The organism is Streptomyces sp. NPDC001604, from assembly GCF_042893475.1.
GTDB lineage: Bacteria > Actinomycetota > Actinomycetes > Streptomycetales > Streptomycetaceae > Streptomyces.
Genome location: NZ_JBIAUY010000001.1, coordinates 433,272 through 445,620 on the forward strand (window position 1 = coordinate 433,272; position 12,349 = coordinate 445,620).

Annotated in this window: 11 protein-coding genes; 5 read left to right on the forward strand and 6 right to left on the reverse strand. The window is 71.0% G+C overall.

Annotated features, from left to right (window positions below):
• Nucleotides 1–26 precede the first annotated feature (26 nt).
• From ACFY1E_RS02060 to ACFY1E_RS02070, 3 genes are all read right to left on the reverse strand, one after another.
• A complete protein-coding gene (locus tag ACFY1E_RS02060) occupies nucleotides 27–1,292 on the reverse strand; it encodes an NAD(P)/FAD-dependent oxidoreductase (RefSeq protein ID WP_389070281.1) in 1,266 nt (421 codons plus the stop codon).
• A 175-nt stretch (nucleotides 1,293–1,467) separates the two neighbouring features.
• Nucleotides 1,468–2,724, reverse strand: a complete 1,257-nt coding sequence (locus ACFY1E_RS02065) for a deoxyguanosinetriphosphate triphosphohydrolase (protein ID WP_389070284.1) — start codon at nucleotides 2,722–2,724, stop codon at nucleotides 1,468–1,470.
• Nucleotides 2,725–2,894: 170 nt separating this feature from the next.
• Nucleotides 2,895–3,767: a sirohydrochlorin chelatase gene (locus tag ACFY1E_RS02070; RefSeq protein ID WP_389070287.1), complete on the reverse strand. Its 873-nt coding sequence runs from the start codon at nucleotides 3,765–3,767 to the stop codon at nucleotides 2,895–2,897.
• Nucleotides 3,768–3,991: 224 nt separating this feature from the next.
• Between ACFY1E_RS02070 and ACFY1E_RS02075 the strand changes: the two genes are divergently transcribed.
• Nucleotides 3,992–4,663 (forward strand): vancomycin high temperature exclusion protein, encoded by a 672-nt coding sequence (locus ACFY1E_RS02075; RefSeq protein ID WP_389070289.1) that lies wholly within the window; start codon nucleotides 3,992–3,994, stop codon nucleotides 4,661–4,663.
• Between the two features lie 112 nt (nucleotides 4,664–4,775).
• On the forward strand, nucleotides 4,776–6,875 hold the full coding sequence (locus tag ACFY1E_RS02080) for a molybdopterin oxidoreductase family protein (RefSeq protein ID WP_389070292.1): 2,100 nt from the start codon (nucleotides 4,776–4,778) through the stop codon (nucleotides 6,873–6,875).
• A gap of 15 nt (nucleotides 6,876–6,890) precedes the next feature.
• On the opposite strand, the gene ACFY1E_RS02085 is transcribed toward ACFY1E_RS02080, so the two are convergent.
• Nucleotides 6,891–7,301, reverse strand: a complete 411-nt coding sequence (locus tag ACFY1E_RS02085; RefSeq protein ID WP_389070294.1) for a gamma-glutamylcyclotransferase family protein — start codon at nucleotides 7,299–7,301, stop codon at nucleotides 6,891–6,893.
• Nucleotides 7,302–7,463: 162 nt separating this feature from the next.
• Here ACFY1E_RS02085 and ACFY1E_RS02090 point away from each other — a divergent pair, with 162 nt between their 5' ends.
• Nucleotides 7,464–9,116: a M4 family metallopeptidase gene (locus ACFY1E_RS02090; RefSeq protein WP_389070296.1), complete on the forward strand. Its 1,653-nt coding sequence runs from the start codon at nucleotides 7,464–7,466 to the stop codon at nucleotides 9,114–9,116.
• A gap of 69 nt (nucleotides 9,117–9,185) precedes the next feature.
• Here ACFY1E_RS02090 and ACFY1E_RS02095 read toward each other — a convergent pair whose 3' ends face one another.
• Nucleotides 9,186–9,764: a hypothetical protein gene (locus tag ACFY1E_RS02095; RefSeq protein WP_389070298.1), complete on the reverse strand. Its 579-nt coding sequence runs from the start codon at nucleotides 9,762–9,764 to the stop codon at nucleotides 9,186–9,188.
• A 115-nt stretch (nucleotides 9,765–9,879) separates the two neighbouring features.
• On the reverse strand, nucleotides 9,880–10,479 hold the full coding sequence (locus tag ACFY1E_RS02100; RefSeq protein ID WP_389070300.1) for an NADPH-dependent FMN reductase: 600 nt from the start codon (nucleotides 10,477–10,479) through the stop codon (nucleotides 9,880–9,882).
• Between the two features lie 279 nt (nucleotides 10,480–10,758).
• Here ACFY1E_RS02100 and ACFY1E_RS02105 point away from each other — a divergent pair, with 279 nt between their 5' ends.
• Nucleotides 10,759–11,286: a hypothetical protein gene (locus ACFY1E_RS02105; protein ID WP_389070302.1), complete on the forward strand. Its 528-nt coding sequence runs from the start codon at nucleotides 10,759–10,761 to the stop codon at nucleotides 11,284–11,286.
• 117 nt (nucleotides 11,287–11,403) lie between these two features.
• Nucleotides 11,404–12,027 (forward strand): class F sortase, encoded by a 624-nt coding sequence (locus ACFY1E_RS02110; RefSeq protein ID WP_389070305.1) that lies wholly within the window; start codon nucleotides 11,404–11,406, stop codon nucleotides 12,025–12,027.
• Nucleotides 12,028–12,349: the final 322 nt, after the last annotated feature.

Consider the following 12,349-nt stretch of genomic DNA (forward strand, 5'->3'; position numbering starts at 1 on the left):
TGAATTCTACGGTGGTGCACCGACATCTAAGAGACGAGGCTTTCGAGCGGAACGTGCGGGTCCGCCAGGGCCTCCGTGTTCACCCGTGTCTTCGAGCGGATCAGTTTCTGGATGGGCTCTGTGACGTCCCACACGTTCACGTTCATCCCGGCCAGCACCCGGCCGTCCTTGATCCAGAAGGAGATGAACTGACGCTTGCCCGCGTCCCCCCGGATCACCACTTCGTCGTACGACCCCGCGGGCGCCCACCCGCTGTACTCCATCCCCAAGTCGTACTGGTCGGAGAAGAAATAGGGCACACGGTCGTAGGTGACGTCCCGGCCGAGCATGGCGCGGGCCGCCGCCGGGCCGCCGTTGAGGGCGTTGGCCCAGTGCTCGACGCGGAGGTGGGTGCCGAAGAGGGTGTGCGGGAAGGACACCACGTCGCCGGCCGCGTAGATGTCGGGGTCCGAGGTGCGCAGGCGCTCGTCGACCACCACGCCGCCGCCGTGTGCACGGTCGGCGATCTCCAGCCCGGCGGCTTCCGCGAGGCCGATGCGGGGGGCCGCGCCGATCGCCGCGAGGACGTCGTGCGCGGGGTGCTCCTCGCCGTCGTCGGTGCGGGCCGCGAGGACCATGCCGTCCTGGCCGACGATCTCCGTCAGCTGCACGCCGAAGTGGAAGCGGACGCCGTGCTCGCGGTGCAGCTCGGCGAAGAGGTTGCCGAGCTCGGGGCCGAGGACCGCGTGCAGCGGGGTCGGCGCGGGTTCGACGACGGTGACCTCGGCGCCGTACTCACGGGCCGCCGCCGCGACCTCCAGACCGATCCAGCCGGCACCGGCGATCACGATGTGCCCGTTGTCCCGGCCGAGGGCGGTCAGCACGTGCTTGAGCCGCTCGGCGTGCGCGAGACGGCGCAGGTGGTGCACGCCGGCCAGGTCGGTCCCGGGGATGTCGAGGCGGCGCGGCTCCGCACCCGTCGCCAGCAGGAGCTTGTCGTAACGGACGAGCGTGCCGTCCTCGCCGAAGCGGACCGTCTTCGCCTCGCGGTCGATGGCGTCGACGGTCTCGCCGAGGTGCAGCTCGATGTCGTTCTGCGCATACCAGGCCGGCTCGTGGACGAAGACGCTGTCGCGCTCCTCCTTGCCGAGCAGATAGCCCTTGGAGAGCGGAGGCCGCTCGTACGGGTGGTCGCGTTCGTCGCAGATCAGTATCACGCGCCCGGTGAAGCCCTCCGCGCGGAGCGTCTCGGCCGCTTTCGCGCCGGCGAGACCGCCTCCGACGATGACGAATGTCTGATCCGCGTCGACCACTTGATGCCTCCTAGCCGGGGGTCTGGGGGTGTCCCCCCAGAAAGCACAGCACACAGCGGGTGCCGCCACATGCGAGCGTCCCGCACGGAGCGTGAGGGGGGAAGAGGGAGTGGCCCGATCAGGCCACGGAGGGTCACAATTGGGCTCGTTCGGAGGCCCCCGCGTCCCGTCAGTCTCACAGATGCCCCGTCAGACGCGCGTGAAGCGAACGGGCCGATGCGTCGGTGAGCGAGGCGATCTGGTCGACGATCACCCGCTTGCGGGCGCGGTCGTCGCCCGCCTGGTCGAACAGGGCGCGGAACTGGGGGTCCAGGCCGTCCGGGGCGCGGGCGGTGAGCGCCTCGGCCAGCTCGGCGACCACGATCCGCTGGTCGGCCCGCAGCAGCTCCTGTTCGGCGCGCTGCATGACGTACCGGTCGGCCACGGCCTTGAGGACCGCGCATTCCAGCCGCGTCTCGTGCGGTACGACGAGTTCGGCGTCGTAGCGGGTGAGGCGGCCGGCGCCGTACGCCGCGCGTGTGGCGGTCTCGGCGGCGAGGCAGAAGCGGCCGATGAGCTGGCTGGTGGCGTCCTTGAGGCGGGCCTGGGCGACCGCGGAACCGTCGTAGCCGTGCGGCCACCACTCCTGGTCCTGGAGGCGGTCCAGGGCGGCGGCGAGTTCGGCCGGGTCGGTGCCGGCGGGGACGTAGCGTCCGACGGCGACCGCGAAGACGGCCTGGCGCTCGGGCTCCGCGTGCAGGCAGTTGGGGTCGATGTGGCCGGCGTGCAGGCCGTCCTCGACGTCGTGCACCGAGTACGCCACGTCGTCGGACCAGTCCATGACCTGGGCCTCGAAGGTGGTGCGGGTGCCCGGGGCGTCCTTGCGGACCCAGTCGAAGACGGGGCGGTCGTCCTCGTAGACACCGAACTTGGGGGAGGCCGGGTCGGTGGGGTGGGCGCCTCGGGGCCAGGGGTACTTGGTGGCGGCGTCCAGGGCGGCGCGGGTGAGGTTGAGGCCCACCGAGCCTTCCGGGGTGAACCGTTTGGGTTCGATGCGGGTGAGGAGTCTGAGGGACTGCGCGTTGCCCTCGAAGCCGCCGCAGTCCTCGGCGAACTCGTTCAGGGCCTGTTCGCCGTTGTGGCCGAAGGGGGGGTGGCCGAGGTCGTGGGAGAGGCAGGCGGCTTCCACCAGGTCGGGGTCGCAGCCGAGGGCTGCGCCCAGTTCGCGGCCCACCTGGGCGCACTCCAGGGAGTGGGTGAGGCGGGTTCTGGGACTGGCGTCCCATGCGGTGGCGCTGCGCTCGCCGGGCGTGACCACCTGGGTTTTGCCTGCGAGCCTTCTGAGTGCGGCGGAGTGCAGTACGCGGGCGCGGTCGCGTTGGAAGGCGGTGCGGCCTGGGCGCTTGTCCGGTTCGGGGGCCCAGCGTTCTGTTGACTGCGCGTCGTACGACATGTCTCGACAGTAAGCGGAGGCAGTGACAATCGGATGGTGGCGGGGCGCCTACTCGTCTGCCGGGTTCAGTTGTGTTGCGCGTGCGGGTTCGTCGTGGTTGATCGCGCCCCGCGGCGGAGCCGCAAATCGATACAGCCCCGCGCCCCTGAAAACCGCAGTCAACCCGCGGTTCAAGCCGACGCCAATTCCGGTGCCGCACTGATAGGTGTCGCGAGAGCCTGGTCGTAGCGGTGGAGTACGAGCTGTGCCATCGCGGGGTGTGTGCCCAGGGGGGCCGAGGCGATCCACGGGGCTGCCTCTGCCGACTCCGTCGCGAAGCGGCCCGGCGCTGTGAAGTAGGAGGCCACCGCCACGCGATCCCGGCCGCTCGCCGTCAGGGCGTGGATGGCGTCCGGAACCGTCGGGGCGGCCGTGGTGGCGTATGCCGGGACCACCGGGACGCCCAGGCGTTCCGACAGGAGCTGGGCCGTGCGGCTGGTGTCGATCTTGGACTCCGGGTCGCGGGAGCCCGCCGCGGCGAGCACGACCGCACTGGTGCGGCGGGTCGCCTCGTCCATGCGGGTGTCCCAGCCGGCCTCGACCAGGCGGGCGTGCAGGGTCTCCACCAGGAGGGGGTGCGGGCCGAGGGCGCCGGCCACGCGCGCGCGTACCTGTGACTCGGCGGCCATCTCGGGGATGTCCCGCTTGATGTGATAGCCGCGGCTGAGGAGCAGGGGGACGAGGACGGCCTCGCGGGTGCCGAGCGTCGCGAGGGTGTCGGGGAGCAGCGGGTCGTTCAGCTCGATGTGGCCGAGGTGGACCGGGAGGCCGGGGCGCTGCTCGCGGATGCGGTCCAGGAGCGTACGGACGGTGCTCAGGGCGCGCGGGTCGCGGCTGCCGTGAGCGACGACGACGAGCGCCGGCGCGGCCGGGCGTCGCCTGCCGTCCAGGGAGACGAGGCTGAGCTGGCTGGCGAGCTGGCTGCTGATCCGGTTCATGAGATGCGCCGTACTGTCGAGGTGGGCGGTCGTGGACTCGTCGCGAGGAGGGTTCGACGCCGTCATGGACCGATGGTGGCGGCCGGAGGTTGCCGCCCCGTTGCATGAGAATGACGGGTGTTTTCCGGCGGTTCACGGTGGGGTGTGTGGGGTGTGTGAGGGGATCTGACCTGCGGTTTCCTGCCTCGGAGTGAACCTGGTCACGCATCGTGTGCCGAACCGCGGGGCCTGACAGGACGTCTCTGACTGTCGAAAAGCATGTCGGAAAGCAGGCCGGAGAAGGGGGACCCATGCGCAGACCACGCCTGCCACGCACGCGTGCCGGGCAGCGGAGGCTGGTGCAGGCCGTGATGGCCGGGTGTGTGCTGGCGCTGCTGCCCGTGACCTGGTTGTACGTCACGACGGGTGACCGGCTGCGGACGGCCGCCGACGCGCCGCGCACCGAGGTCGCCGTGGTCTTCGGCGCGGGCCTGTGGAACGGCGAGCCGTCCCCGTACCTGGCGAACCGTCTGAAGGCGGCCGCCGAGCTGTACCGCGAGCACCGTGTCGAGGTCGTCCTCGTCACCGGCGACAACAGCCGCAAGGACTACGACGAGCCGGACGCCATGCGCACGTATCTGAAGAAGCACGGTGTCCCGGACGGGCGGATCGTCAGCGACTACGCGGGCTTCGACACCTGGGACTCCTGCGTCCGCGCCAAGAAGATCTTCGGTGTCGACAGGGCCGTGCTCATCAGCCAGGGCTTCCACATCCGGCGGGCGGTCGCCCTGTGCGAGGCGGCGGGTGTCGACTCGTACGGCGTCGGGGTCGACGCCAAGCATGACGTGACCTGGTACTACGGCGGTACCCGTGAGATCTTCGCGGCCGGCAAGGCGGCCCTGGACGCCGTGTTCCACCCGGACCCGCGCTTCCTCGGGCCGAGGGAGACGGGGGTCGCGAAGGCGCTGGCCGACGCCCGGTGAAGGGCGCCTCACCGCGCCTCACCGCCGCTCCCGGCCGGCCGGGAGGTCGCCGTGCCGCCCGTGTAACAAGGAGCCGTCCCGCATGTAACACAGCCGAAGCACGCTGAGTGGCATGCAGATCTCCGCGACGCCCACGCACTGCCCGTACTGCGCCCTGCAGTGCGGGATGAACCTGACGCCGACGCCGGACGGCACGGTCGAGGTGAGCGAGCGCGCGGACTTCCCGGTGAACCGGGGCGCGCTGTGCGGAAAGGGCCGTAGCGCTCCGGCCGTGCTGTCGTCCCGGGTGCGCCTGACCTCCCCGTTGGTGCGCTCCGAGGGCACTCTGGTGCCCACCACCTGGGACGAGGCGCTGGACCGGATCGCCGAAGGACTGCGCCGGACGCGTACGGAACATGGCCCGGACGCGGTCGGCGTCTTCGGCGGCGGCGGCCTCACCAACGAGAAGGCGTACACACTCGGCAAGTTCGCCCGGGTGGTGCTCGGCACCTCGCAGATCGACTACAACGGGCGGTTCTGCATGTCGTCGGCCGCGGCGGCCGGCACGAAGGCGTTCGGGCTGGACCGGGGGCTGCCGTTCCCGCTGGAGGACATCCCGAAGACGGGCTGCGTGATCCTGGTCGGCTCGAACCTCGCGGAGACCATGCCGCCCTCCCTCAGGTTCTTCAACGAGCTGAAGGAGAACGGCGGCACACTGATCGTCGTCGATCCGCGCCGCACGAAGACCGCCGAGCAGGCCGATCTGCATCTGGCACCTCGGCCCGGTACGGATCTCGCGCTGGCGCTCGGTCTGCTGCACCTGGTGGTGGCCGAGGGGCTGGTGGACGAGGCGTACGTCCAGGAGCGCACGGCCGGCTGGGAGGACGCCCGGGCGGCGGCGATGGCGCACTGGCCGGAGTACGTGGAACGGATCACGGGGGTGTCCGTTCCCCAACTTCGGGAGGCCGTACGGCTGTTCTGCGAGCCGGAGAACGCGATGGTGCTGACCGCGCGCGGGCCCGAGCAGCAGTCCAAGGGCACGGACACGGTCGGCGCCTGGATCAACCTGTGCCTGGCGACCGGCCGCGCGGGCCGCCCGCTGTCCGGGTACGGCTGTCTGACCGGGCAGGGCAACGGGCAGGGCGGACGCGAACACGGCCAGAAGGCCGACCAGTTGCCCGGCTACCGCAAGCTGGACGACCCGGCGGCGCGGCGGCATGTGGCCGAGGTGTGGGGTGTGGACCCGGACTCGCTTCCCGGGCCGGGGCGCAGTGCGTACGAGCTGCTGGACGCCCTGGGCACGGACATCAGGTCCCTGCTGCTGATGGGGTCCAACCCGGTCGTCTCGGCGCCGCGTGCGGCACACATCGAGGAACGCATCAGGTCGCTGGACTTCCTGGCGGTCTGCGATGTCGTCCTGTCGGAGACGGCGGCGCTGGCGGACGTCGTGCTGCCCGTCACCCAGTGGGCGGAGGAGACCGGCACCACGACCAACCTGGAGGGCAGGGTGCTGCTGCGGCGGCGCGCGATCACTGCTCCCGACGGTGTCCGCAGCGATCTGGAGGTCATGCACGAACTGGCGGACCGGCTCGGCGTGGAGAAGGGCTTCCCGACCGATCCGGAGGAGGTCTTCGAGGAGCTGCGGCGGGCCAGCGCGGGCGGCCCGGCCGACTACTCCGGGATCACCTACCGCAGGCTGGCGGAGGAGAACGGGGTGTTCTGGCCCTGCCCGAGTACGGAAAGCCAGGGTGAGGGCCTGAGCGAGGGCCACCCCGGCACCCCCCGCCTCTTCCTCGACCGTTTCGCCACCCCGGACGGCCGGGCCCGCTTCGTCCCCGTGTCGCACCGGGCCTCCGCCGAGGAACCGGACGACGAGTACCCGGTGCTGCTGACCACCGGCCGGGTCGTCGCGCAGTACCAGTCCGGCGCCCAGACCCGCCGCGTGGACGAGCTGAACGCCGCGGCGCCGGGGCCGTTCGTGGAACTGCACCCACGTCTCGCCGCCCGGCTCGGGGCGGCGGAGGGCGACCCGGTGGCGGTGGTCTCGCGCCGCGGACGGGCCGTCGCACCGGCCCGCATCACCACCTCCATCCGCCCGGACACGGTCTTCATGCCGTTCCACTGGCCGGGCGAGGGCCGCGCCAACACGCTCACGAACCCTGCCCTCGACCCGACCTCACGCATGCCGGAGTTCAAGGCGTGTGCGGTGCGGCTGGAGACGGTTCAGTCGTAGCCGGGACAGGCGGACTCATCTGACCCGCCAGTCCCCGCTCTCGATCAGCTTCCCGCGGGCGCGCAGACGTGCGGCGACGGCGGGGGCGGCGACGTACACCCAGGCGCGTACGGCCGTGTTCCCGCCCTCGCAGAGCACCTCGCGCTCGACGCGCTCGTAGAGGTTGCGCGGATCGCCGGGGGCGTACTCCTCCAGCCGGTCGAGGGCGACGAGCAACTCCTCGCACATCTCAGGCATTGCGGTCACGAGCTCCCCGTACACCACCCCGCCACGCTCCTCGACGGCGTACGGATATCCGGGTCCGTCGTACAGGACCGCGCCGTTCAGCCGCGCCGGCTCCTCGGCCTCTGTGCGACCGCGCAGGAACAGGTCGTGGTTGGCCTCGCCGGGGAGGAGGGTGCCGTAGACGAAGAACGGGAGTCTCACAAAAACGATTCTCTCTCCTCACACTCCCCCTCCCATACCTCCCAGTACGCGCTATGGACCTCGCCGTGTCATGGCCCCTTAAATCGTCGTCAACACCTGCGCACTCCCCCCACGCCTGCCGCGCGCCCCCACGCGCCCTTCGGCGCCTTCTCGAGGAGATCGATGAGCCGGATACGTATCGACGTCCGAGGTTCCCGTCGGCTCGCCGCCCTCGGCGTGGCCGCCACCACCGCCAGTCTGCTGGCAGCGGCCCTCTCCCCCGCCGCGGTGGCCGACGAACAACCGACCAGGGCGGGCGCGATCGCGAACGCGGCATCGGCGCTCCTGGCGCACGCCGCGAGCCTCGGGCTCACCTCCGAAGAGGGCACGAAGGTGCGGGACGTGATCGTCGACAAGGACGGCACCCAGCATGTGCGCTACGACCGGACGTACCGTCAACTCCCGGTTCTCGGCGGTGACTTCGTGGTTCACCTGACCTCGGACGGAACGTACCGCAGCGCGAACCGGGCGACCCGGAGCAGGATATCCCTCGCCTCGATCGTCCCCTCCATATCGGCCCCGAAGGCCGCCGACCTCGCGGCGAACGCCCTGCGCGCCGTCAACCTCGGCGAGACGCTGAAGAAGCTGACGGCCCGGCCGGAGCTGGTCGTCGACGCGCTGCACGGAACGCCGAAGCTGGCGTGGCGGACGCAGGTCGCGGCCAAGGACTCCCTGGGCAACCCGGTCTCCCGCACCGTCCTCACGGACGCCCGCACCGGCCGTCAGATCGACGCCTGGGACGACATCGAGACGGCGACGGGCGACGGCAGGTCGCTGTACAGCGCGACGGTGCCACTGGAGACGACGGCGTCGGGATCGACGTACCAGCTCAAGGACCCGACGCGCGGCGGCACGTACACGGGCGACGCGGCGAACCAGACGGACCTGTGTTTCCTGACCAGCATCTGCGTCAGCCGCGCCCCGTCGACCGTCTTCACGGACACGGACAACCACTGGGGGTCGGGCACGGACGCCGACCGCGCCTCCGCCGCCGTGGACGCCCAGTACGGCACCAACATGACCTGGGACTTCTACAAGAACTCCTTCGGCCGCAACGGCATCGCGAACGACGGCAAGGGCTCGTACAACCGCGTCCACTACGGCAACAAGTACAACAACGCCTTCTGGGACGACAGTTGCTTCTGCATGACGTACGGCGACGGTGACGGCACCAGCCTCGGCCCGCTGGTCGGCCTGGACGTGGCCGGTCACGAGATGACCCACGGCGTCACCTCCAAGACCGCGGCCCTGACGTACTCGGGCGAGTCCGGCGGCCTCAACGAGGCGACGTCCGACATCCTCGGCACGCTGGTGGAGTGGTACGCCAACAACCCGTCGGACCCCGGGGACTACCTGATCGGCGAGAAGATCGTACGACCGGGATTCGGCCAGGCCGCCCTGCGCTACATGGACAAGCCCTCCAAGGACGGCAAGTCGGCCGACTACTGGAGCTCGGCGGTGGGCAACCTCGACGTCCACTACTCCTCGGGAGTCGCCAACCACTTCGCGTACCTCCTGGCGGAGGGCAGCGGCGCGAAGACCATCAACGGCGTCAGCTACGACTCCCCGACGTCCAACGGCAAGACGGTGACGGGGATCGGGCGGGAGAAGCTCGGACAGATCTGGTACCGGGCGCTGACGGTCTACATGACGTCGTCGACGAACTACGCGGGGGCACGTACGGCGACGCTGAACGCGGCCAAGGACCTCTACGGCGCCGGGAGCACGGAGTACAACGCGGTGGCGGCGGCCTGGAGTGCGGTCAACGTCAACTGATCGACCGTGCGGTGAGCGCGCGGACGGCCGCCTCGGTGATCGACCGGGGCGGCCGTCCGGCCGTTCTCGTCACCGGGGCCAGTACTCGAAGCCGTTGCCCTGGTACCAGTCCAACCGGGTGTTGCCGCAGATGCCGCTGTGGATGTCGAGGAAGTCGTCGTAGACGGCCTTGACCGACCTCTTGGGAAACGTCACGGAGATCTCGGTGGTGACGGTGCCCCGTGCGGGGATGGTCCCCAGCGACAGGGTGCCCGAGTTCCACAGCGGCAGTGAGCCGTTGGTCCTGTTGTTCCAGTGCAGGCCCATCTTGTGCCAGTGCCCCCTGCCGATGCGCCACTGGACCACGGGGGCGGGCCCGCGGTTCCTCGTGAGATTGCCGATGGCGTAGACGTAGGTGGCCTTGGTCAGGGCCACGGCCTCGGTGTTGTGGACTCGCAGGTGGGCGTGGAGCGGCACGCCGGTCTTGTGCGCGGTGGGAACCACCGAGCCTGCTGCATCGGACACCGACACCGAGTCGTACCTGCAGTCGTACACGGCCGCCGAGGCGGCCGCCGTCTGGGCGGCTGCGTCGACGGTGCCGGGCAGTGTGCCGACGATGCCGGCCGCGACAACCAGAGCGGCTCTGCGACGAACGGTCAATTTCGCCATGTCCCCCTCATTTCCTGATCTTCGGCGGCAGCATAGCTGGAGGCCGAAGGGGCACGTCGTCACTCCGAGGCTCTCAAGAACCGATGTGCACGCCTGCCCGCAGGCTGTGCGCGTCTCATGCCCCGTACGGTCGCCTTTCCCGCGCCTCCCGCAACGCCCTCCCCCACCACACCAGCTGATCCAGCATCACCTTCGCCGCCGCCTCGGGACCCGAGGGATCCTTGAGGCGGCCCTCCTCGAAGGACGCGCCCGCGTTGTGGAAGGACACCGTGTCGCGGATCGTGACCGCGTGGAGTTCGGCGAAGACCTGGCGGAGGTGTTCGACCGCGCGCAGACCGCCCGAGAGGCCGCCGTAGGAGGCGAGGGCGACGGGCTTGGCCTGCCATTCGGTGAAGTGCCAGTCGATGAGGTTCTTGAGGCCGGCCGGGTACGAGTGGTTGTACTCCGGCGTGAGGACGACGAAGGCGTCCGCGGCCGCGAGTTTCGGGGTGACCGAGGAGCGTGCCGCCATCGCCTCGGAGGTCGGGGCGAAGCTCGTGGGCAGGTCCGCTTCGGCCACGTCGACAACCTCGGGGAGCAGGTCGTCGCGGTCGCGCATGCGGTCCAGGAGCCAGTCGGCGACGACGGGGCCGAAGCGGCCGTGGCGGTTGCTGCCGACGACGAGGGTGACGGCGAGAGGGGTTTCGGCTTCGAGGGGTGCGTCTGTGATCTGCATGCGGCCCAGCCTCGTACCTCAACCTTTGTTGAGGTCAAGCCTGCGCCGTGATCATCGGGTCACCCGTTCACACGCGCGCCGTGCGCCCATCGGGTGCTGTTCCGCACAGCCGCCGTCATACACCGGTGACCTGCTGAAATTCCGCCCGAGGGACCGTGCCGCGCACGGATCTGACACCCATTCACCGCATTTCTGACAGACCTTCAGGAAGCGGGCTCGGGCGGCTGGCACTTACCTCGGAAGGGCAGGGGACACCGAAGAGAGCTCGGAGGAGCATCGATGCGACGTACCGCCCGTCTGCTGACCGGTACCGCCCTCGCCGTCGCAGCCGCGGGCTTCGTGGCCGCGCCCGCGTACGCCGACGACGACGGTGGTGGCGGCGGTCTGGAGGTGTTCCCCTCCCAGGCCGTGCCGGGTACCCAGATCACGGTGAACACCGCGGAGTGCGGCTCGGAGGGCACGGCGGCGGGCGACGCCGGAGCGGTGGGGGCCGGCGTCTTCACCCTGGCGCCGAGTGCGCACGACGGCGAGGCGGTCGGGCAGTTCCGGGTGCCGCCGAGCGCCCAGCCGGGGACGTACGAGATCGTCGCGCAGTGCGCCGAGGGCGACCGGCAGGTCACGGGCGACCTGGTGGTGACCCTGACGGCGGTGCACGGGCAGGAGCCCCGCGGAAGTGTGAAGACGGGGGTCGGCGGCGCCCTGGGCCCCGATCCCGTGCAGACCGCGGCCGGCGTGACGGCTCTCGCCGTCGCCGCCGCGGGCGGTACCTGGCTCCTGCATCGCCGGGCGAGAGGCGACGGGATCTGACGGACACCCTCCGCTGTCCGTCCCCCGGTACCGCATGTCCCTCCCCCTCCGGGTCCGACGCCCCTCGCGGCTCGGAGGGGGCCGGGTACGACCGCTCGAGTCAGGTAGGAGGCTCGCGTGCGCAGAGTCAGCAACGGCGCGATAGGGACCGTCACCGTGGTCGCCCTGTGCTCCGGCGCGTGGCTGCTCGGTGGCGGCGCGGGGGTGCACGCCCCGCCGCAGCCGTCCGCCGCGCAGGCGGCCCGCGGCGGCCACGGCGGCCAGCCGCGCGGCGCGCCCGCCCTGCCGCCCTCCCCGCCGGACCGCATCCGCATCCCGTCGATCCACGTCGACGCCCCCCTCATGGGCCTGGCGCTCACCCCGTCCGGCAGCCTCGGCGTGCCGCCCGCCGCGAAGCGGAACCTCGCGGGCTGGTACGAGGCCGGCACCACCCCCGGGGAGAGGGGGACCGCCGTCGTCGCGGGCCATGTCGACAACGCCGACGGCCCCGCCGTCTTCTACGACCTCGGCGCCCTGAAGAAGGGCAGCCGCATCGAGGTGGACCGGCGGGACGGCAGCACGGCGCTCTTCACGGTGGACGCGGTCGAGGTGTACGACGCCGAGCACTTCCCCGACGAGAAGGTGTACGGCGCGGCGGACCGCCCCGAGCTGCGGGTGATCACCTGCGGTGGGGGGTATTCGCGGTCGACCGGCTACGAGGGGAACGTGGTGGTGTTCGCGCACCTCACCGGGAGCCACTGAGGACGCCTACGCGTGCCGCTGAGAACGCCTGTCGCGAGCCGCTGAGCACCGCCGCCGCGATGGCCCGCGCAGTCCAGCAACCACGTGTCCGTGGTGTCCACCTCGCCGCCGGACCACTCGCGATCGACCGGCAACAGGGAACGGATCGTCGCCCTCACGCACCTCACCGCAAGCCACTGAGCACGACTACCGCCAGCCGCCGAGCACCGCCCCCGCGATGGCCCGCACAGTCCAGCAACCACGTGTCCGTGGTGTCCACCTCGCCGCCGGACCACTCGCGATCGACCGGCAACAGGGAACGGATCGTCGCCCTCACGCACCT

Coding starts and splice junctions, on each gene's coding strand:
- ACFY1E_RS02065 (WP_389070284.1), bottom strand. CDS start 2,724: ATGTCGTACGACGCGCAGTCAACAGAACGCTGGGCCCCCGAACCGGAC.
- ACFY1E_RS02070 (WP_389070287.1), bottom strand. CDS start 3,767: ATGACGGCGTCGAACCCTCCTCGCGACGAGTCCACGACCGCCCACCTC.
- ACFY1E_RS02075 (WP_389070289.1), top strand. CDS start 3,992: ATGCGCAGACCACGCCTGCCACGCACGCGTGCCGGGCAGCGGAGGCTG.
- ACFY1E_RS02080 (WP_389070292.1), top strand. CDS start 4,776: ATGCAGATCTCCGCGACGCCCACGCACTGCCCGTACTGCGCCCTGCAG.
- ACFY1E_RS02090 (WP_389070296.1), top strand. CDS start 7,464: ATGAGCCGGATACGTATCGACGTCCGAGGTTCCCGTCGGCTCGCCGCC.
- ACFY1E_RS02095 (WP_389070298.1), bottom strand. CDS start 9,764: ATGGCGAAATTGACCGTTCGTCGCAGAGCCGCTCTGGTTGTCGCGGCC.
- ACFY1E_RS02100 (WP_389070300.1), bottom strand. CDS start 10,479: ATGCAGATCACAGACGCACCCCTCGAAGCCGAAACCCCTCTCGCCGTC.
- ACFY1E_RS02105 (WP_389070302.1), top strand. CDS start 10,759: ATGCGACGTACCGCCCGTCTGCTGACCGGTACCGCCCTCGCCGTCGCA.